The sequence below is a fragment of the Promicromonospora sp. NPDC057138 genome (assembly GCF_042670845.1).
In the GTDB taxonomy this organism is placed as follows: domain Bacteria; phylum Actinomycetota; class Actinomycetes; order Actinomycetales; family Cellulomonadaceae; genus Promicromonospora.
In genome coordinates this window covers 1-19,618 of the sequence record NZ_JBHUUX010000089.1, presented here as the reverse complement: position 1 = coordinate 19,618, position 19,618 = coordinate 1, and the positions used below count along the sequence as shown (strand labels likewise).

17 protein-coding genes are annotated in these 19,618 nt (G+C 71.6%); 7 read left to right on the top strand and 10 right to left on the bottom strand.

Annotation, left to right across the window (positions count from 1 at the left end; all coding sequences use genetic code 11):
* Positions 1 to 278: 278 nt before the first annotated feature.
* Positions 279 to 1,652 (top strand): family 43 glycosylhydrolase, encoded by a 1,374-nt coding sequence (locus ACFT2C_RS27035; protein WP_377210188.1) that lies wholly within the window; start codon positions 279 to 281, stop codon positions 1,650 to 1,652.
* Between the two features lie 116 nt (positions 1,653 to 1,768).
* On the opposite strand, the gene ACFT2C_RS27030 is transcribed toward ACFT2C_RS27035, so the two are convergent.
* Positions 1,769 to 3,274, bottom strand: coding sequence for a lipase maturation factor family protein (locus ACFT2C_RS27030; protein WP_377210187.1), 1,506 nt, complete (start codon positions 3,272 to 3,274; stop codon positions 1,769 to 1,771).
* 191 nt (positions 3,275 to 3,465) lie between these two features.
* On the opposite strand from ACFT2C_RS27030, the gene ACFT2C_RS27025 reads away from it, so the two are divergent.
* Positions 3,466 to 3,834 (top strand): cupin domain-containing protein, encoded by a 369-nt coding sequence (locus ACFT2C_RS27025; protein ID WP_377210186.1) that lies wholly within the window; start codon positions 3,466 to 3,468, stop codon positions 3,832 to 3,834.
* 24 nt (positions 3,835 to 3,858) lie between these two features.
* Here the strand turns inward: ACFT2C_RS27025 and ACFT2C_RS27020 are convergent, their stop codons facing one another.
* Positions 3,859 to 4,836 carry a helix-turn-helix transcriptional regulator gene (locus ACFT2C_RS27020; protein WP_377210185.1) on the bottom strand — a complete coding sequence of 326 codons (978 nt, stop codon included), beginning with the start codon at positions 4,834 to 4,836 and terminating at the stop codon, positions 3,859 to 3,861.
* Positions 4,837 to 4,968: 132 nt separating this feature from the next.
* Here ACFT2C_RS27020 and ACFT2C_RS27015 point away from each other — a divergent pair, with 132 nt between their 5' ends.
* From ACFT2C_RS27015 to ACFT2C_RS27005, 3 genes are all read left to right on the top strand, one after another.
* The gene (locus tag ACFT2C_RS27015; protein ID WP_377210184.1) at positions 4,969 to 5,394 is read left to right on the top strand and encodes a VOC family protein; all 426 of its coding nucleotides are present in this window, start codon (positions 4,969 to 4,971) and stop codon (positions 5,392 to 5,394) included.
* A gap of 36 nt (positions 5,395 to 5,430) precedes the next feature.
* Complete coding sequence (locus tag ACFT2C_RS27010) at positions 5,431 to 6,993, top strand: peptide MFS transporter (RefSeq protein ID WP_377210183.1); 1,563 nt, start codon at positions 5,431 to 5,433, stop codon at positions 6,991 to 6,993.
* A 63-nt stretch (positions 6,994 to 7,056) separates the two neighbouring features.
* Positions 7,057 to 8,166 (top strand): LacI family DNA-binding transcriptional regulator, encoded by a 1,110-nt coding sequence (locus tag ACFT2C_RS27005; protein ID WP_377210182.1) that lies wholly within the window; start codon positions 7,057 to 7,059, stop codon positions 8,164 to 8,166.
* Between the two features lie 65 nt (positions 8,167 to 8,231).
* Here the strand turns inward: ACFT2C_RS27005 and ACFT2C_RS27000 are convergent, their stop codons facing one another.
* Both ACFT2C_RS27000 and ACFT2C_RS26995 read right to left on the bottom strand, forming a co-directional pair.
* Positions 8,232 to 9,035 carry a glycoside hydrolase family 16 protein gene (locus ACFT2C_RS27000; protein WP_377210181.1) on the bottom strand — a complete coding sequence of 268 codons (804 nt, stop codon included), beginning with the start codon at positions 9,033 to 9,035 and terminating at the stop codon, positions 8,232 to 8,234.
* A gap of 96 nt (positions 9,036 to 9,131) precedes the next feature.
* Positions 9,132 to 10,430: a glycoside hydrolase family 6 protein gene (locus ACFT2C_RS26995; protein ID WP_377210180.1), complete on the bottom strand. Its 1,299-nt coding sequence runs from the start codon at positions 10,428 to 10,430 to the stop codon at positions 9,132 to 9,134.
* Between the two features lie 328 nt (positions 10,431 to 10,758).
* On the opposite strand from ACFT2C_RS26995, the gene ACFT2C_RS26990 reads away from it, so the two are divergent.
* Positions 10,759 to 11,292 (top strand): AAA family ATPase, encoded by a 534-nt coding sequence (locus tag ACFT2C_RS26990; protein ID WP_377210179.1) that lies wholly within the window; start codon positions 10,759 to 10,761, stop codon positions 11,290 to 11,292.
* Positions 11,293 to 11,355: 63 nt separating this feature from the next.
* On the opposite strand, the gene ACFT2C_RS26985 is transcribed toward ACFT2C_RS26990, so the two are convergent.
* Together ACFT2C_RS26985 and ACFT2C_RS26980 are read right to left on the bottom strand one after the other, a co-directional pair.
* On the bottom strand, positions 11,356 to 13,095 hold the full coding sequence (locus ACFT2C_RS26985; protein ID WP_377210178.1) for a DUF222 domain-containing protein: 1,740 nt from the start codon (positions 13,093 to 13,095) through the stop codon (positions 11,356 to 11,358).
* Positions 13,096 to 13,453: 358 nt separating this feature from the next.
* Complete coding sequence (locus ACFT2C_RS26980) at positions 13,454 to 13,900, bottom strand: DUF1684 domain-containing protein (RefSeq protein WP_377210189.1); 447 nt, start codon at positions 13,898 to 13,900, stop codon at positions 13,454 to 13,456.
* Between the two features lie 47 nt (positions 13,901 to 13,947).
* Here ACFT2C_RS26980 and ACFT2C_RS26975 point away from each other — a divergent pair, with 47 nt between their 5' ends.
* Positions 13,948 to 14,829 (top strand): aminoglycoside phosphotransferase family protein, encoded by an 882-nt coding sequence (locus ACFT2C_RS26975; RefSeq protein WP_377210177.1) that lies wholly within the window; start codon positions 13,948 to 13,950, stop codon positions 14,827 to 14,829.
* A gap of 48 nt (positions 14,830 to 14,877) precedes the next feature.
* Here the strand turns inward: ACFT2C_RS26975 and ACFT2C_RS26970 are convergent, their stop codons facing one another.
* From ACFT2C_RS26970 to ACFT2C_RS26955, 4 genes are all read right to left on the bottom strand, one after another.
* On the bottom strand, positions 14,878 to 16,080 hold the full coding sequence (locus ACFT2C_RS26970) for an MFS transporter (RefSeq protein ID WP_377210176.1): 1,203 nt from the start codon (positions 16,078 to 16,080) through the stop codon (positions 14,878 to 14,880).
* 58 nt (positions 16,081 to 16,138) lie between these two features.
* The gene (locus tag ACFT2C_RS26965; RefSeq protein ID WP_377210175.1) at positions 16,139 to 16,657 is read right to left on the bottom strand and encodes a hypothetical protein; all 519 of its coding nucleotides are present in this window, start codon (positions 16,655 to 16,657) and stop codon (positions 16,139 to 16,141) included.
* Positions 16,658 to 16,912: 255 nt separating this feature from the next.
* The gene (gene ilvD / locus ACFT2C_RS26960) at positions 16,913 to 18,619 is read right to left on the bottom strand and encodes a dihydroxy-acid dehydratase (RefSeq protein WP_377210174.1); all 1,707 of its coding nucleotides are present in this window, start codon (positions 18,617 to 18,619) and stop codon (positions 16,913 to 16,915) included.
* Positions 18,620 to 18,831: 212 nt separating this feature from the next.
* On the bottom strand, positions 18,832 to 19,458 hold the full coding sequence (locus tag ACFT2C_RS26955) for an antibiotic biosynthesis monooxygenase (protein WP_377210173.1): 627 nt from the start codon (positions 19,456 to 19,458) through the stop codon (positions 18,832 to 18,834).
* Positions 19,459 to 19,618 lie beyond the last annotated feature (160 nt).

The following is a 19,618-nucleotide window of genomic DNA, read 5'->3' as shown; positions in this document are numbered from 1 at the left end:
GCTCTGAGATCGGTCAATTAAACGACCGATCTCAGAGCAACCGACCGAAGTCATATCGGCCACCGTGCAACCGACCGAAGTGGCGGCTGGCCACCGTGCAACCGACCGAAGTCGTCGCCGGCCACCGTGCAACCCACCGAAGTGGCGGCCGGTCGCCACGGTGCGGATGGCTGGGGCCGGCGACCTTTCTGTCGCGCCTTGAGCGTCGAAATGACTCTGGTTAGCGTCCATCTCGACGCGCGGCACCGGCGCCGCGCGTGAAAGGAGGACGTCTCACGATGACTGGCTTCGCGAACGAGTTCCCCGTCGACCGGCGGTCGCTGCTGGCGGGTGCCGCGGGCCTCGCCGGCTCGCTGGCGCTGGGCTGGGCCAAGCCCGCGGCGGCGTCGACCCCGGGTGGCCAAGCCCCGGCCGGCCAAGCAACCGGGGACGCCGCAGCGGCCGGGCAGCATCCCGCGCGCTACCCGGCGAACTGGCCCGACCTCGAGCCCTACGGCGTGGCGGACACCCGGCCGGACCTGTGGCCGCGCGACGACAACTCCTTCGTCCTGCCGCTGGAGCTGCGCCCCCGGGACGAGGAGCGCGGCCAGGTCTGGATCCGCGACACCTATGTCAACTGCTTCGTCGTCGACGGCCGCCCCGTCTACGTCGCCACGGGCACCACGCGCGCCCCCGGGCTGACGGCGGCCGGCCCGTGGAACGACGGCATCTTCCTGTGGGTGGCCGATTCCCTGCGCGGACCGTGGAAGCTCGCCGACACGACGGGCATCCGGCCGGACGCCGAGAAGGGCAAGGTGTGGTCGCCCGAGTTCGTCGGCGAGAACCGGCCCGGGCGCACCGTCGTCGCGCCGTGGCAGGAGCACTGGTACGACGACGGCCGGTTCGGCAAGCGCGGCAACGCCTGGGCCCCTGAGGTGCACTACTTCCGCGGCAACTGGTACATCGTCGCGTGCATGGGCGACCACTCCCGCTTGGTCGGGTCATTCATGCTGGTGAGCGAGGGCGGCGTCGAGGGCCCGTACCGGCTGGTCGAGGGCAACCTCGACAAGCCGTTCGGCGACCCGGTCGCCGGGGGCCCGGCCTTCATCGAGCCCGGCGCCTACCACCACATCGACGGCAGCCTGTTCTCCGAGGGCGACGACGCGTGGCTGGTCCTGCACAACGACCTCTACGCGCCGTTCCGGGACGACATGGAGGACATCGTCCCGACCACGAACCTGCCGAGGTTCCAGCAGACGCCGTACTCGCCCGAACCGTACCTGGAGGGCGCGTACGTGTTCCGGTACGGCGGCAAGTACTACCTGGTCCACGCCGCGTGGGACCGGGCGTCGACGGCGGCCGACGGCAGCACGCGCAACGCCTACGACCCGCCGGCCACCGGCCGCGTGCAGTACCAGTACGACGCGATAGTCGCCGTCGCGGACCGGCTCGAGGGCCCGTACTCCGAGCGCTGGACCGCCGGCGTCGGGGCCGGCCACAACAACTTCTTCCTGGACCATGGCGGTCGGCCCTGGGCGACGTTCTTCCGCAACCCGGTGGCGGGCTACTGGGCCGACCCGGCGCGCGTCGGCGACGCGGCGGTGCCCGGCGTCGTCCGCCTGGAGTGGACCGGGCCGGAAGGCAACCGCTTGTACGTGGCCCGCCCCCGCTGACCCGAGGCGTCGCTGAGTGCTGGATATCTGCCCCTCCGAAGGCTTGGTTGTGGGCGTGACCGTTGCGCCTACAACGGACGCATGGTCGCAACGGTCACGCCCACAACCAAAGCCCGTTACTTGCCGGGCAGCCGCACGGGGTCGACGGCGAGGTACAGCCGCTCCCGCACCCACCAGTCGCCCGCGCGGCGCCGCTCCTCGGGCGTCGTGTACCGGTAGCGGTGCAGGACGGCGCGCACGGCGCGCGGCGGACGCCCGTCGAACGGGTCGGTGCGCAGCAGCCGCAGCACCTGGGGGTCCGCCTCCAGCAGGCGGCGCAGGAACACCGTGAACCAGCGGCTGGAGTGGCCCAGCGGGAGGAACCACATCAGCCAGTCCAGCCGCAGGTGGTAGGGCGCGACCAGGGGCGGACGCCGGCCGGTGGGACCGGGCTTGCCCCGGAACACGTACTCGCGCCAGTCGTCGGGGCCCGGCTGCTCGGCGAGTGTGCCCTCGACGGTGATCTCGTCGCGGTGGCGGGTGATCGAGCCGAACGCGCCGTAGGCGTTGACCAGCCGGAAGGGCTCGAAGCTCGCGTTCATCTTCTGATGGCTCGACATGAGGTTCAGCGCCGGCCGCACCGACAGCACGAGGATGAGCATGGCCACGGCGCTGACCACCAGCACAAAGGCGAGCGGCGCGGGTGGTGCCGTGGCCGCGGAGGCTGAGCCCGCCGAGGCTGAGCCCGCTGAGGCCGCGGCGCCGTCGGGCAGCCCGACGAGACCACCCAGCCAGGCCCAGGCGCCGTCACTGACCACGCCGAGCGCCAGCACGATGGTGGCCCAGTTGAGCCACGCGAAGTTGCCGGTCAGCACGAGCCAGCCCTGGGTGAGGGCAAAGACGGCGCCCGCGACGGACGGGAAGGGCTGGGGCAGGAACAGCAGCCACGGGACCGCGAGCTGGCTGACGTGGGTGCCGACCGCCTCGAACCGGTGCCACCATCGCGGCAGGTGGTGGGCGTGCCACGAGAACGGGCCCGGCAGGGGCTGCGTCTCGTGGTGGTAGTAGAGGGCGGTGAGGTTGCGCCAGGCCGGGTCGCCGCGCCACTTGATCAGCCCGGCGCCGTGCTCGAGGCGGAAGAGCAGCCAGCGCACGGCCAGGATCGTCAGGAGGGGGACGTCCACGGCGTCGGACCCGAGGAAGGCGACGACGAAACCCGCCTCGCAGAGCAGGGTCTCCCAGCCGAAGGCGTAGAACGTCTGCCCGACGTTGACCAGCGACAGGTAGAGCCACCACAGCACGAGGAACACGAGCGCGGGCACCCACCAGGGCCCGGCCTGCGGCAGCCCGACGACGACGCTCACCCCCAGCAGCACGCCGCACCACGCGACCGCCGCGAGCAGCCGGTCCGAGTAGGGCAGGTAGCGCACCCGGAACAGCGACGGCCCGTCGCGCCAGTGCGTGCGCGCGACGAACCGCGGGACGGGCGCGATGCCGTGCTCCCCGAGCAAGGGCCGGAACTGGCGCAGCGCACCCCAGAAGGCGAGCGCGTACAGCGCGCCGAAGCCGCGTTGCAGCACCGTGCGCGCGACGTCGTAGTCGGCGCTCGACCACCAGCTGAGCCAGTCGGGCAGGGTGCCCATATCTTCACGCTAACCGGTGCCCGGCCACGCGGCGTCGGGCACGGCGTCGGCGCCGGAGAATTCACCTGCCGCTGCGGTAGGCGTCCAGATGTCCTTCGCCGGGCGCGGACGTACGGTGGAAAGACCACGCGGCCAACGATGACCCACGCGGCCAACGATGACCACGCGGTCAACGACGATCGAGGAGGCCCATGATGGTTGCACTGGAGTCGAAGAGCTTCGACGACACCGATGATGTCCGGCCGTTCGCCGGCAAGGGAGAGGCGCGGGTGGTGACCCTCGCCGGCAGCACGGTGAGCAGGGCCCATTTCGAACCCGGCTGGCGGTGGTCCGAGAACGTGAAGCCCATCGCGGGCACGGACAGCTGTCAGTCACCCCACTTCGGCTACGTGCTCTCGGGGCGGATGCACGTGGTGATGGACGACGGCACCGAGGCCGACGCCGGACCCAACGAGATCGTGCGCATCGAGCCGGGGCACGACGCCTGGGTCGTCGGTGAGGAGCCGTGCGAGATGGTCGACTTCGGGATCTCCCCCACCTACGCCAAGAGCGGGTCCTGAGCCCGGCCTGAGCTCAAGGAGGCGTCAGGGCAGGGACGCCGTCGCCGCGTAACGGGTGGCCAGCGCGCCGAACGCCTCCTTGAGCTCGGGCGGGCCGACGACCTCGACGTCCGCGTCGAACCGGCCGAGCGAGGCGGCCAGGGCGACCCACGACCAGGAACCGGCCTCCAGGGCGCAGCGGCCCGGCCCGAGGTCCTCGACGGTCCCGTCGCCCGCGAACGGGAGGACGGCCGCGGCCGGTAGGTCGATGACGACCTTGCCCGTGCAGGGCCAGACGTCGGCCCCGTCCGAACCCTTGAACCGTGCCGACACGAAGTCGCGCACGCTGCCGCCCGGGATCTCGCGCGGGACGAAGCGCGGCCCGTTGGGCGTGCGCGGGCTGATCCGGTCGGCGCGGTAGACCCGCCAGTCGTCGCGGTCGAGATCCCAGGCGACGAGGTACCAGCGGCCGTGCGAGGTGACCACGTGGTGCGGTTCGACCCGGCGCCGGCGGTCCGCGTAGTCGAACCGCAGCACCTCGCGGGCGCGGACGGCGGCGGACAGCGTCATGAGCACGTCGGGTGACGCCTGCTCGTTGCCCGCCGGCCCGCTGCTGGAGGGCGCGCTGCCGGGGAGGGCCGTGAACCGGACAGCGTCGAGCCGGTGGCGCAGGCGCGACGGCATGACCTGGCGCACGGTCGTCAGGGCGCGTGCGGCGGCCTCCTCGATGCCGGCGCCGGCCGCTGTGGCCGTCTGGAGCGCTATCGCGAGGGCTACCGCCTGGTCGTCGTCGAACAGCAGCGGGGGCAGCTCGGAACCGGCGTCGAGGTGGTACCCGCCGTCGGGCCCCTTCGACGCCTGGATGCGGTAGCCCATCTCGCGCAGGCGGTCGACGTCGCGCCGGACCGTGCGGTGGCTGATGCCCAGGCGGTCGGCGAGAACCTGGCCCGGCCAGTCCCGCCGCGTCTGCAGCAGGGACAGGAGTGCGAGCAGCCGCGAGGTCGTCGTGGTCGTCGGGGTCATGTTCCGAGGTTAAGAACAGTGGAGGACCTTCACTGTCCTCTACCGCCGACAAGGTGAGGGGTGCCGGGCAGGAGCCCGGCGGAGTCACCAGCTCTAGTCACCAGCTCTAGTCACCAGATCCAAGGAGCAGACATGTCCATCAACACCACCCCGCACCTCAACTTCCGGGGCGACGCCCGCGCTGCGCTGGAGTTCTACCAGTCGGTCTTCGGCGGCCGGATCGCCACGGTCACCTACGAGGACGCCCACAACGTGACTGAGCCGGCCGAGGCCGACCAGATCATGTGGGGCCAGGTCGTGTCCGACGAGGGCTTCCGGGTGATGGCGTACGACGTCCCCTCCCACACCGCGTACGAGCCGGGCGTGATCCCGGTCTTCGTCTCGGTCCGGAGCACCGACGCGGAGGAGATCGCCCGGTACTGGAAGGGGCTCGCCGAGGGGTCGACCGTCGTCGTCCCCCTGGCCGAGGCGGCCTGGGCCCCGCTCTATGGCATGGTCCGGGACCGGTTCGGCGTGACCTGGGTGCTCGACGTGGAGGTGCCCTGGACCGCCTCCTGACGTGCGAGGCGCGCGTAGCGCGATGACGATCGGGAGATGAGTACAGGCTCGGCGACGCCGCCCTCAGAACCCGCACCCGAACCCGGACCCGCAACCGGACCCACGCCTGCCGTCGCGATCGCAGGCGACCGCCGGTTCTTCGGGCATCCGCTCGGCCTGATGACGCTGTTCACGACCGAGCTCTGGGAGCGCTTCAGCTACTACGGCATGCGCGCGATCCTGGTCTACTACCTGACCGACACGATCGCGAACGGCGGCCTCGGTCTCGACCAGACGCTGGGCGAGGCCGTCGTCTCGATCTACGGAACCGGCGTCTACCTGCTGTCCGTGGTCGGGGGCTGGCTCGCGGACCGCGTCATCGGCGCTCGGCGCTCCACGCTGTACGGCGGCGTGATCATCGCGTCCGGGCACGTGTGCCTCGCCGTCCCGGCCGCCGGGTTCCCCTACCTGGGCATCGTGCTGGTCGCGCTCGGCACCGGCCTGCTCAAGCCCAACGTGTCCTCGATGGTCGGCGCGCTGTACGACCGGTCCGACCCCCGCCGCGAGTCCGCGTTCTCGATCTTCTACATGGGCATCAACATCGGCTCGCTGTTCTCGCCGATCATCGTCGGCGCCGTCCGCGCCCTCTGGGGCTACCACGCCGGGTTCTCCGTGGCCGCCGTCGGCATGGCCTTCGCGCTCGTGTTCTTCGTGCTGGGCCGAGCGAACCTGCACGGTGCGGGCGACGACGTGCCCAACCCTGTCCGGCCCGAGGAACGCCCCGCCGTCGTGCGGATGTTCGCCGTCATCCTGGCCGCCGTCGCTCTGGTGTTCCTCGTGGCGCGGCTCGTGTCGGGGGAGTGGGGCGTGCACGCCCTGATCGACACCCTCAGCTACGTCGCGTTCCTCGCGCCGCTCGCGTTCTTCCTGGTCATGTACCGCTCACCGCGCGTGACCGACGCCGAACGACCCCGCCTCATCGCCTACATCCCGCTGTTCGTCGCGGCCATGCTCTTCTTCATGATCTTCGAGCAGGCGGCGACGACGCTCGCCACCTTCGCCGCCGACAGCACCTCCCGCGAGGTGCTCGGGTTCACCGTGAGCCCGGAGTTCTTCCAGTCCGTGAACCCGGCCTCGATCATCATCCTGGCCCCGGTGTTCGCCTGGCTGTGGGTCAGGACCAAGGACCGCCCGCCCACGCCGTACAAGTTCGCCATCGGCCTGGCGCTCGCGGCCGTCTCGTTCCTGGTGCTGGCGGCGGCGTCCGCGGCGGCGGGCGACGGGCTGACGCCCGGCTGGGTGCTGGTGGTCGTGTACGTGATCCAGACGCTCGGCGAGCTGTGCCTCTCGCCGGTCGGCCTGGCCGCGACCACGCTGCTCGCGCCGCGCGCCTACCAGGGGCAGGCGATGGCGCTGTGGTTCCTCGCGCCCGCCGCCGGGCAGGCCATCACCGCGCAGCTCGTCCAGACGACCGCCGACGTGTCGGACACCGTGTACTTCGGCGGTATCGGCGTCGTCGCCCTCACCTTCGCGGGCCTGCTCGCGCTGCTCGGGCCGTGGGTCACGCGGCACGTGCGCCTGGCCGACCGGATGGAGGGCGTGCACACTGCCGGCGAGTGAGCGGCCCGACGGCGGAGAGCGGCCGGCGAGAGCGCCGCGGCGTCCGGCACTACGCTGGGCCGCATGCTAGACCCCACGACGGCTGGTCCTGTGGACCGTCGCGAGAGCTCGACCGGAGCGGGCCTTGGAGAAGGCCCCGGAGATGGCCCCGGAGCGGGCCGGGGCCAGGTTCTCAAGGCACCCACGCTGGAGGAGGTCGCCCAGCGGGCGGGGGTCTCGCGCTCCGTGGCGTCCCGCGCGATGAACAACGTCCGCAACGTGAGCCCGGCGAAGCGTGAGGCGGTCGCCCGGGCGGCGAGCGAGCTCGGCTACGTCCCGAACGCGACCGCGCGTGCCCTGGCGACGAGCACCGGCGGGTCGGTGGTCCTCGCGGTCTCCAACGACGACCCGACGCTGTTCGGGGACCCGTTCTTCGCGCAGGTGCTCGTCGGTGTGGCCGCGGCGCTCGACAAGTCGGAGCTCGACCTGACGCTCATGCTCGCGTCCTCCGAGCGCGGCCGGGCCCGGCTCGAGCGGCTGCTGCGGTCCCGCCGCTCCGACGGGGTGCTGCTCATGGCACTGCGCGGGGACGACCCGCTGAACCGGCTCGCGACGGCGACCGAGCTGCCGGTGGTGCTCGGCGGCCGGCCGCTGCACGGGGAGGCCCGCTGGTACGTCGACGTCGACAACCGCGGCGGTGCCCGCCAGGCTACCGAGCACCTGCTGGGCTCCGGGTGCCGGCGCATCGCGACGATCACCGGCCCGCTCGACCTGGAGGCGTCGGTCGCCCGGTACCGGGGGTTCGCCGACGCCATGGCGGTGGGGCGGCTGGCCGCCGACCGGGTCGAGCACGCCGACTTCAGCTATGAGGGCGGCGCCCGGGCGATGGAGCGGCTCCTCGCCGCGCACCCCGACATCGACGGTGTCTTCGCGGCCTCGGACAACATGGCCGCCGGCGCCGTGCGGGCCCTCAAGGCGAGCGGGCGCCGCGTCCCGGACGACGTCGCCGTGGTCGGCTTCGACGACTTGGAGATCGCGCGCCACACGGAGCCGGCGCTCACCACGATCAGCCAGCCGATCCGTGGCCTCGGTCAGGAGATGGCCACGATGCTGGTGCGCCTGATCGACGGCGAGTCGCCGACTCCGGTGATCCTGCCGACGCGCCTGGTCGTGCGGGGCTCGGCACCCGGCTAGCCGGTGCGGGTCAGTGCAGGTCAGTCCAGTGCAGGTCAGTCCAGTGCAGGTCAGTCCAGTGCAGGTCAGTACTGCGTGTACTTGACCCAGTCATAGGTGGCGGTCCGCTGCCCGGTGTAGTTGAACGGCCCGAGCCAGTCGTCGACGCCGATCCCCGGCCACAGGTTCATCATGATCCGCTGCGGGTGCGTCGGCAGCGGGCCGCGCGAGCCGTCCTCCTGGTGGACGAGGCTGCCGTCGACGAACCAGTTGATCGTGCCCCCGTTCCACCACTCGATGGCGTAGTCGTGGTAGCCGGCCGCGGCGTCGAACCCGAGGTTGATGATCGACTCGTGCCCGCCGGTCCCGTCGGTGAAGTAGTTGGTCTGCATCTGCCAGGTGTTCTTGCCGAGGATCTCGACGTCGATCTCGTCCCACGGCTGACCGTCGCTCGGTCCGGTGTAGGTGAAGAACGAGCTGACGATCCCGGACCCGGACGCCGCCTTCATCCGGACCTCGTAGCGCCCGTAGGAGTAGAGGTCGTCGGTGCGGTACTCGGCGGAGGCGTACGGCCTGCCCGAGCAGCCGCCCGGGCAGGTGGCGTTGTCGAGGTTGAGGCCCATGATCCCGGCGCTGCGCCAGATGTGGTCGGCGCGCCAGCCGGCGTTGAAGACGCCGCCGTTGGTCCAGCCGTCGGCCTTGTTCCAGCGCGCTGTGTTGTACGTGTCGAGGTTGTCGACGAAGCTGCCGCCGACGGCCGCGGCGGGCGGCGTCAGCCCCGGTACCGCCGAGAGGCCGAGCACCAGGGCCGGGGCGAGGCCGAGGGTGAGCGCGACGGCCAGGAGCCGGTGGCGCCGTGTGGTGCTGTGTTGCGTCGTCCTTGATCGCATGGGTACCTCCATAGGTACTGGTGGGTGACTAGTGGTGGGTGAGTGGTGGCTGGGTGCTTCGTGGGGTTGGCTCGTGGGGTTGGCTCTTGGGGTTGGTCAGCGTTGGCCGTCGAGCGGTGGCTGGGCGAGCTCGATCAGCTCGCGGGCCTGCTCGGGGAACCACTGGCCGGCGGCCGGGTCGACCATGCCGCGCTCGGGGTCCTCCGGTCCGCCGAGGCCGCGGAAGCACTGCCCGTCGGACTCACCAGGGATCTTGATCCACAGGAGGGCGTCGACGAGCTCGTTGCCGGTGTCGGTGGTCGGCCGCAGGCCCAGGCCGCGGCCCGGCGGGTTGCACCACGTCTCGGCGTCGGGGTAGACCCCGGCCGGCGCGGCCCAGGCGCCCCGGCCGTTGCGGCTGGTGTCGACGACGAAGTGCGTGGTGGGTTCGACGTCGCCGAGCGCGAGGTCGTAGCGCGAGTCGATGCCCGCGGTGTTCAGCGCTGGGTCGGTCGCCGTCGGGCTCCAGATGCCCTGGTTGGACAGCGTCACGCCGGTCCAGTCGTTCGCGGGGCCGCCGCTCCAGTACTGGTTGCCGCAGCCGGCGAAGTCGCCGGGCACGACCTGCGTCGCGTACGCGATGCACTGGGAGATCCAGGTGCCGTAGGCGACGTCGTTCTCGGTGAACTCGTAGTTCGACACGTTCAGGAAGAACCCGTCCGCGCGCTCGACGCCGGCCTTGACGAGGCGGTCGGCGGACTCACCCACGTTCAGCCAGGACGGTCCCGTGCCGTCGAGGTACACGACGGCGTTCGGCTGCCGCTGCAGGCGGTCGACCGCGTAGCTGAGCATCTCGAAACGCTCCGCGGCGGCGTCCCTGCCGGTGGTCGCGGGGTCGAGCTCCGGCGGGCGGCACCACTCGAGGTTCCCGTCCAGCGGGGTGTACCAGGGGATGATGCCGAGCCCGTCCGGCTCGAGGACGACGGCGACCTCCTCGCGCCCGATCCCAGCCGCGAAGCCGTCGATCCACGCCTTGTACTCGTCGACGCCGAGGGCGCCTCCCGCCGAGTAGAGCGCGCAGTCGCGGAACGGGATGTTGTACGCGACCAGGACGGGCACCTTGTCGCCGGTGCGCTTGACGAGCTTGCGGACGTCGTCCCGCACCTCGGCCGGGCTGCCGCCCGTAAACCAGGTCGAGCTGGGGACCTTGCTGAGCCGGAGCGCGTCCCGCCTGGCCTGTCCGCGCAGGGCGTGGGCCGCCTCCTTCGTGGAGCTGTGGGGGTCGTTGAAGAGCTCGGTCCCGGGCGCCAGGACGTCGTTGCTCGCCCAGGCCGGGGTGCCGCCGAGCAGGGCTGTGCCGAGGGCGCACACGGTCAGCGCGACCATGAGCCGGCGCCGAGAGGTAGGTCGTGTCATGCGGGGATCTCCCAAGATCTCTGCGAACGCGTCATTGCATGTTCGCTGCGGTGAGGCACGGGGATGAGGCACACGGGTGAAGCACGGAGCTGATCCGAGACTGGAAGGTTGTGGAAGCGCTCCCAGTCTGACCATCGTCCGGGGCATCAGGCGACCGTGTCAAGGTCTCGGGCGTCGCGGTTCCATCCTTCGATGGAGGTCCGGAGGTTCGGTCCTTTTCCCGGTGCGGGCGCGGGTGCCCCGCTCATTGCGTCACGTCCCGTCAGAACCACCACGACGGAACGAGTCGACATGTCGTGCCGGCAGCGCACTGGGTAGGGTCCCGGTCGTGACCGGAAGCCAGAAGACGCGCCTGATCGTGGTGCGTGGGCCGTCGGGGTCAGGCAAGTCGACGGTCGCCCGGGCGCTCCGGAGACGGATGGGGCGCGGGACCGCGCTCGTGGAGCAGGACTATCTGCGGCGGATCCTGATGTGGGAGAAGGACACGCCCGGCGCGGCCAACATCGGCCTGATCGACGGGGTGGCGCGCCACGCGCTCGACGTCGGATACTCCGTCGTGCTGGAGGGCATCCTCGCCGCCGACCACTACGGCTCGATGCTCACCGCGCTGATCGGCGACCACGTCGGAACCACCGTGTGCGCGTACCTGGACGTGCCGTTCGACGAGACCCTGCGCCGGCATGCGACCAGGCCGCAGGCCGCAGACTTCACGCCCGAGCAGATGGCCGGCTGGTTCGAGGCGGACGACCGGCTCGGCGTGGCCGGCGAGATCGTCATAGGTCAGGAGTCCACCACGGAGCAGACGGTGGAGAGCCTCCTGGCGGCCCAGCGCGGCACCTCGGCGGCCCGGCGTCTCCCCTGAACGTGACGATCCCGACGGCCACCGGGGGCAACGGGCGGCGAGGTCAGCCGCCGAGCCAGCCGGTCAGGCGGCTTCGGCGGCCGGTGGGTCCTCGGTCGGGTCGGCGGCCGGGGGGTCGGCGGTCGGATCGGCGCTCGGCGGGGTGACGATGGCGTCGGGTAGGTGGATGCGGTGGCCGCGGGCGTCGGTGAAGGCCCATCCGGTCTCGACCAGCACCTGCGCGCCGGTGGTCTGGGCCGGCTTGCCGGTCCAGTGCATGGTGATGCCCTTGGCGTCGACGAGGGTGTGGTGGTGCCAGCAGAGCAGGGCGCTGTTGGCGATGGAGGTGTTTCCGCCGTCGGCCCAGTGGGTGACGGCGTGGTGGACCTCGCACCTGGAGGGCGGCTGGTCGCATCCCGGATACACGCAATGCTTGTCGCGGGCGATCACGGCGCGACGCATCTGCCCGGTCACGGTGCGCTGGGCGCGTCCGACGTCCAGGGCGGCGCCGTCCGGGCCGAACACGATCCTCGTGATCGCGCTGTCGCACGCGAGGCGGTGCAGCAGCGCGCGGGGTACTCGGCCGCCGGTCTCGGTGAACACCGGACCGCCGCTGGACAGGAGCCCGGACACCGACATCGTCGGCGTGCCCACTGCAGCCCAGCCCGCGACATCCCAGTCCGTGGTCGTGCCCGTGGTCGTCGTGCTCGCCGAGCCTCCGCTTGCGGTACCGGGGCCGCTCACGCCCGCAGCGCCCGCGGTGCCTGCCGTGCCCGCGGCGCCAGCGGTGCCCGCCGAGCTGCCGCGTCCGGGCGTGGCCTGCCCGCAGGTCAGGCACCGGCCCTCCCTCGTGCGGGTGATCTGGGTGAGCAGCTCGTCCCAGGACACGGTCACGTTCAGGTGGGGTGCGATCGCAGCCCCCGGGGACGCCTGGTTGGTGTCCAGCACCACCCGGGCCAGGTCCGCGAGGCCTTGTGCGCGCCGCTGCGTGGTCGTGCGGGTGTCCTCCGCGGCCGGGGCGCCGAGGAGCGAGGTGATCGCGGTCTTGACCAGCAGCCCGTGCTCGTCGGTGAGGAACCCGGCCAGGTGGTACCCGCCGAAGGTCTGGGACAGGTCCAGGAACTCACCCTGGGCGGCTTTGTCGTCGTCGATGTCGTCGGTGTCCGGGTCGGTCACCGACGCGAAATGCTGAGCGACCTTCCGGAACTGGTCCGCGTTGAGCAGGGGCGCCTCCCGCAGCACCATGCCCTCACCCGTGACCAGCGTCCCGTCCGCCACCGCGCCCTCCAGCACGGTGGTGATCAGGTCCCGGGTCCGGGCCCCGTCGGGGTCCTCGGTGGGGTCGGGGAAGTCGACCGGGACGGTCTGCACGAACCGCTCCGGGGTGGTCGTCTCACCCGTGCGGGTGTCGATCAGCCAGGCCAGGGCGTCGGTGCGGGTCTCGCTGGTCGGGGCGACGTCGGCCATCACCCTGGCGTGGTCGACGCCCAGGTCACCGGACACCAGGCGCTCCCGCGTCACCGGCAGCGCGGCAGCCAGGCGGCGCGCCATCGCCATGTCCTTGCCCGCCGTGCGGGACGACACGCCCTCTTGGAGGCGTAGCCAGGTCGTGAACGTGCGGGCCGCGCCACCCGACCGCCAGGAGCCCTCGGCCTCGATCCGGGGCAGCAACGTGTACCGGACCCCGTCCAACTGGCCGGTCAGCCCACGGATCTGAGTGTGTGCCTCGATCAGCCGGGACACGGTTGGCGCACCCCACCCCTCCAACACCTCAGGACGGGTCAGGCCCGCGAGGTCATTCACCGCGTTCCTGATCCGAGCCACGGCCTCCTCGATCGACCGCGCAGGCGGCAGACCACCAGACGTGTCATTCGTCGACTCCTCCACCGGTCCACCCCCCCCCGCCCATCCCGTCGTCCGCTGACCCCTCACGGTCCGCTAGCCTGTTGTTGTTCGCTGTCACCATTATGTCGAACAGTCGTGCGACCTGCACGCGCTATCTGGAATCTGTGGATAACTCTTCAGGGCGCGATCGAGATGCCTCTGGGCTTGCTTGAGAAGCCCTGCCAGCAAGGGCGCGTCCGTGCTAAGGGCTGGAAAGGATCGACGTCGTGTCAAGGCTGTGGCCCGTCCTCAGCGCCACCACCGAGGCCAACAACCCACGTCGATCCTCTCCAGGCTTTTAGCCCTCGTCGCCGCTCGGCGTGCCCGCGTACTCCTCGATGCGGGTGATGAGGCCGCCTGCGAAGCCGAAGTACACGGCCGCGTGGACCTGGAAGCGCGCACCGTCCTGCATGGTCACGTGCACGACGTGCTGCTGAAGGACGTCGCCGGGCCGCGAGAGCTGACGGACGATCTCGTAGCGCATCGACTCGATGGCGCCGATCTGGCTCGCCATGCCCGCGACGTTCTCATCGATCGTCGATTCGCTCGCCCGGTTGAGGTCGACGGTCAGGGTGCTGCCGGGATCCAGGAGGGGCAGGACCAGCCAGCGGCCGATCTCGGGCGTCTTGGTCCCGTTGGTCTCGTCGGTGAAGACCACCAGCCGCTGGCCCGGTATGTCCTCGAGGACCGTCAGCAGATACTCGGTGCCGGCGATGGTGACCCTGAGGTCGACGGGCGCGCTGATCGCCTCGGTGCTGGCGGGCGCGCATCGGCTCTGCCACCCTGGCGACAGTGACCTCGGACTTCCTCGCCGTACCGGCGCAGTTCGCGGACCGGACCGTCGGACGCGAGAGGCAGGCAGGGCAGGACTGGATCGACCAGCTCCCCGAGCTGGTCGGACGCCTCCTGCGCGCGTGGCACCTGACGCTCGTCGGCCCGCCGCTCTCCGGCAACGTGGGGCTGGTGTGGGAGGTCCGCCGTCCGGACGGCGCGGTGTGCATGCTGAAGGTGAGCTGGCGGGACGTGGAGACACGGGGCGAGGCCGAGGCGCTGCGCAGGTGGGCCGGGCGGGGCGCGGTGCGGCTCATCGAGGCGTCCGACGACGCGGGCGCCCTGCTCATGGAACGCCTCGACGCCGGCACGAGCCTGATGTCGGCCCCGATGGGCGCCGCGATCGAGGCCGCCGCCCGGCTGCTCAACCTCCTGCACGTGCCCGAGTGGGCCGGGTTCGACGACGCGCTGGAACGGGAGTCGCAGATGACGGAGCCGGGCGCGCCGTACCGCGAACGCATCCACGCGCTCCGGCCCGACGTCGAACGCGCCTTCCGGAGCGCCGACCACGTGCTGCTGCACGGCGACTTCCACTACGAGAACGTGCTCCGGTCGGGCTCGTCGTGGAAGGCGATCGACCCCAAGCCGTCGCACGGCCCGCGCGAGTGGGATCTCGTGCCTCTGCTGCGGAATCGCTTCGGAGAGTTCCCGCACGGGCCGCGGCTGCTGCCGGGAATCCGCGCGCGCCTCGACGCGCTCGTCGCCGCCACCGGCGCCGATCCGGAACGGGCGTACCTCTTCGCCCGCTACCGGGCGCTGCGAGACGCGGACTACGCCCGCCGGATCGGCGATCCGGGGTTCGAGGCGGTCGCGACCGCGATTGCGGACGCCACCGCCCGGTGACCGGATGAGCACCACGCGGCCTGACGCCGTCCTACCCGCCTCGGCTGCCTAGCCGCCGCGGCGGTCCCGGTCGGCCTTGCCCGTCCAGTGCGCGACCCAGACCGTTCCGGCCAGCGCCAGCACGCCGATCACCACGGGCGCGGCGGCCAGCGGCGCGACCGCCGCCACCGCGGAGACGAGCAGCGGCCCGCCGGTGTTGCCGAGGTCGCCGCACAGCCGCCAGCCGCCGAGGAACTGCGCGCGGCCCTCCTGCGGCGCGGCGTCGGCGCCGAGGGTCATCACGATCCCCGAGCCGAGCCCGTTGCCGAGCGCGATGATCGCCATCACCAGGCCGACGCCCAGCGCGGAGTCCGTGAGTGGGAGCAGCAGGCAGCCGACGCCGACGGCGAGGACCACCGGGATGGCCACCACCCGGCGGCCGCGGGTGTCCAGCAGCCAGCCGCCCGGCAGGGTGAGCGCGATGTCGATGGTCGCCGCGACCGCGAAGAGCAGGGACACGACCGCCGCGGGGATGTGGACGTGGTCGGCCCACAGCGGCAGCAGGCCGGTACGCACCGACCGGGACGCGCCGATGATGATGACGGCGACGCCCAGGGTGAGCAGGGTGCGCCGGTGCTCCCACAGCACCGTGCGCACCGGGAGCGGAGTGACGCCGCGCGACACCCGGCCGAAGTCCGGCATCCGGAGCACGATCAGCGCCGACGCGAACGACGCGCAGGCGGCCAGCACGAAGACCGACCGCACCCCGAGCAGGTAGATCAGCAGCGCGCCCAGCAGCGGGCCGATCAGGATCCCGAGGCGCATCGACCCGCCCAGCAGCGCCATCGCCCGCGCCCGGTGGCTGACCGGCACGGCGTCGATCAGAAAGCCCTGCCGGGCCAGCAGGAACGCCGTCCAGCTCATCCCGCTGACGAAGACGCACACGCACAGCAGCCACGCCGACGGCACCAGGAACGCGGCGAGCATCGCGACGGCGTCGACAAGCCCGGCGATCATGAGCGTGCGGCGCTCGCCCAGCCGCGCCACGAGCGCGCCCGAGGGCAGGGAGTTGGCGAGCTGTCCGATCCCGAGCAGCGCGACCACAAATGCCGCTACGGCGGTGCTCGCGCCCAGGTCCCCGGCGTGGATCGCGAGCACCGGCATGACGGCGCCGTGGCCGAGCGAGCTCACCACGGACGGCAGGTAGGCGACGACGGCGATGTCACGGAAGCGGAACTCCGGTTCGCCTGCCGCGTCCCCCGTGCTCGTCACGCGGACATCCTGGCAGATAGTTAGCCGCGGCAACGACCTGGTCCGAGGAGTGAGCGCCCTAGTGGTGCAGCAGCAGCTTCAGCGCGATCATGGCCACGCCCAGCAGCCCGGCGATCCCCGTCGACACCAGCCGGTTCGCGCCGGTCAGCCCGCCCTCGGTGCTCATCCGCCACCCGATGCGCAGCAGCAGCGCGACGTTGACCACGAGCGCGATGTCGACCGCGACCGACGTCGGCACCCGCAGCACGGCCTCGGCCAGCAGCACGGCGGCGGGAACCGCGCAGGCGGAGACGAGCGTCAGCCCTTCCGTGAGCACCTCGCGCCGTTCGGAGGGGCGCAGCGGCCGTTGCACCACGGTCCGCGCGGCGACCATGTTCGCGTACGTCTCGGCGCACCAGTAGACCAGGAGCGTCCCGCCGAGCAGCGCCGCGATGCGGACCGGGCCGCCTTCCTCGGGTGCGGCGGCCAGGACGGACCCCGTGATGATGAGTCCGTACAGGTACGCCGCGCGCTGCTCGTAGCCGCCCGGGGTATCGGGTGGTTCGGCTCGGCGCCGGTCTGGTCCGTCGGCTCGCACCCAGGCCTCGCCTACTGCCTCGCCATGACGAGCACGTTGTAGGTGAACGCGATGGGCAGCATCGTGTGCGTGTGCGTGTCGGGACGCATGAGGAGGCTCCGCTTCTCCGTGGAAAGGGGACGGGAACCTCCGACGCTAAGGACGAGCCGCCGGCGCCACCTCACACGAAACAGGTGAGGCGACTCCCTGAGGACGGCGTGTCCCGGGCAGGCCGCCGTGGAGTGCCGAACCGCAACCCAGATGTCCGGGTATCGCTCAGTGCAGCACCGCCCCCTTGGACGCCGACTGGACGAGCTTGGAGTACTTGGCGAGCACGCCGCGCTTGTACGCGTGGGGGAGCGGGGCCCAGCCGTCCTGACGGGCCTCCAGCTCGGCCGGCTCGACCAGGATGTCGAGCGTCTTGGCGGCCATGTCGAGGCGGATGCGGTCGCCGTCGCGCACGAACGCGATGGGCCCGGCGTCGACCGCCTCGGGGGCGATATGGCCCACGCACAGGCCGGTGGTCCCGCCGGAGAACCGCCCGTCTGTGATGAGCAGGACGTCCTTGCCGAGCCCGGCGCCCTTGATCGCGCCGGTGATGGCGAGCATCTCGCGCATGCCCGGCCCGCCCTTGGGGCCCTCGTAGCGGATGACGACGACGTCGCCGGCCTGGATCGTGCCGTCCTCCAGCGCGTCCAGCGCGCCGCGCTCGCGCTCGAACACGCGCGCCGTCCCCTCGAACACGTCCGAGTCGAACCCCGCCGACTTCACGACGGCGCCCTCGGGCGCGAGCGAACCGTGCAGGATGGTGATGCCGCCGGTCTTGTGGATCGGGTCGTCCAGGGCGCGCAGGATCTTGCCGTCCGGGTCCGGCGGAGCGATCTCGGCGAGGTTCTCGGCCATGGTACGGCCGGTGACCGTCATGACGTCCCCGTGCAACAGCCCGGCGTCGAGCAGGGCCTTCATCACCACGGGCACGCCGCCGATCCGGTCGACGTCGTTCATCACGTACTGCCCGAAGGGCTTCAGGTCGCCCAGGTGCGGCACGCGGTCGGCGACGCGGGAGAAGTCGTCGAGGGTCAGGTCGACCTCCGCCTCGTAGGCGATCGCGAGCAGGTGCAGCACCGCGTTCGTGGACCCGCCGAACGCCATGACCACGGCGATCGCGTTCTCGAACGCCTCCTTGGTCATGATGTCGCGCGCGGTGATGCCCTTCTCGAGCAGGTTCACCACGGCCTCGCCCGACCGGTGCGCCCACGTGTCGCGACGGCGGTCGGCCGACGGCGGCGCCGCCGACCCGGGCAGCGACATCCCGAGCGCCTCGGCCGCCGACGCCATCGTGTTGGCCGTGTACATGCCGCCGCAGGCGCCCTCGCCGGGGCAGATCGCCCGCTCGATGCGGCCGACGTCCTCCTCGCTCATGAGCCCGCGCGCGCACGCGCCGACGGCCTCGAAGGCGTCGATGATCGTGACCTGCTTCTCCGTGCCGTCCTCCAGCTTGACCCAGCCCGGCATGATCGAGCCGGCGTAGAGGAACACGCTGGAGAGGTCCAGGCGCGCGGCGGCCATCAGCATGCCCGGCAGCGACTTGTCGCACCCGGCCAGCAGCACCGAGCCGTCGAGGCGCTCGGCCTGCATGACCGTCTCGACCGAGTCGGCGATGACGTCGCGGGACACGAGCGAGAAGTGCATGCCCTCGTGGCCCATCGAGATGCCGTCGGAGACGGAGATGGTGCCGAACTCAAGGGGATAGCCGCCCGCGGCGTGCACCCCCTCCTTGGCCGCCTTGCCGAGTCTGTCGAGCGAGAGGTTGCACGGCGTGATCTCGTTCCACGAGCTCGCGACGCCGATCTGGGGCTTGGCGAAGTCGTCGTCGCCCATGCCCACGGCCCGCAGCATCCCGCGGGACGCGGTGGCCTCCAGGCCGTCGGTCACCTGCCGGGAGCGGGGCTTGACGTCGATCGGGCTGCCGTCGTTGATCATCTGGCTCTCCTTCGAGGCTTCAGGAACGAAGTCACGCTACCGCGCGGCGCGGCGGGGCGGTGAGGGAGAGCTGGTCGTTCGCCACGAAGCAGGAGCACGGTGGCGTGTCGAGGAGGATCGTCGAGCCGCCACCCCGACGGCGGGGCCGGACGCACCGCTGCTGTCCGGCCCGCGCGTCGAGGTGGGACCGTCCTGACGCCTGGGGGTCGGCGTCAGGCCATCTCGGGCACGTGGAGGTGCGCGAACCCGATCTCCATCTCCTCGACGTCGTCGACGGTGGCGCCGAGCTCGCGGACGACCCGCTCGCGGATGCCGGCACTGATCTCGCGGCTGGCCTCGATGTCCTCGCGGCTGTTGAAGGCGGCTGTGCCGACGACCCGGCCGGTCTCCCGGTCGACCATCAGGCTGGCGCTGCAGAAGCCGCTCAGCCCCTGGATCTGCGGCAGGATGACCATCCGGTACATGTCGATGGTGTCGTCGACCTTGCTCGGGTCGCCGCTCAGCCAGGTGAGCCTGGCGCACGCGCCGTCGGGCGTGGCGTGGTCGCGGTGCATGACGGCGACCTCCCACTGGTGGACGTACCTGCCGGAGGTGGCGCCCAGGGTCCGCTCGGCACGGTCGCGCAGCGGCCGGACGGCGGCGGCGCTCGCCTGCATCGCGTCCTCGGACGACCACGCCGTCGTCGTGACGCAGCGGCCGGTCTGCCGGTCGTAAAGCATCGACATCCCGACGCAGCCGTCCATCGCGGAGACCGCCGGGAAGAGCTCCTCCCGTACAAGTGTGAGCCCGTCGTCGATCTTGGCGGGATCTCCTCGGACCTCGGTGGTGCGAATGTACATGGCGGACTCCCTGTGCTCGCAGCAGCGCCCGGACGGCACTGCCGTCACTACTCACGGTCCGCCGCCGAGCGGTCCTGGTCAAGCGGAACGGCCGACTGCCCCGTCCGCGAAGTAGAGCGCCTGTCCGAGTCTGCCTGGGCCAACCCAGGCAGACTCGGAC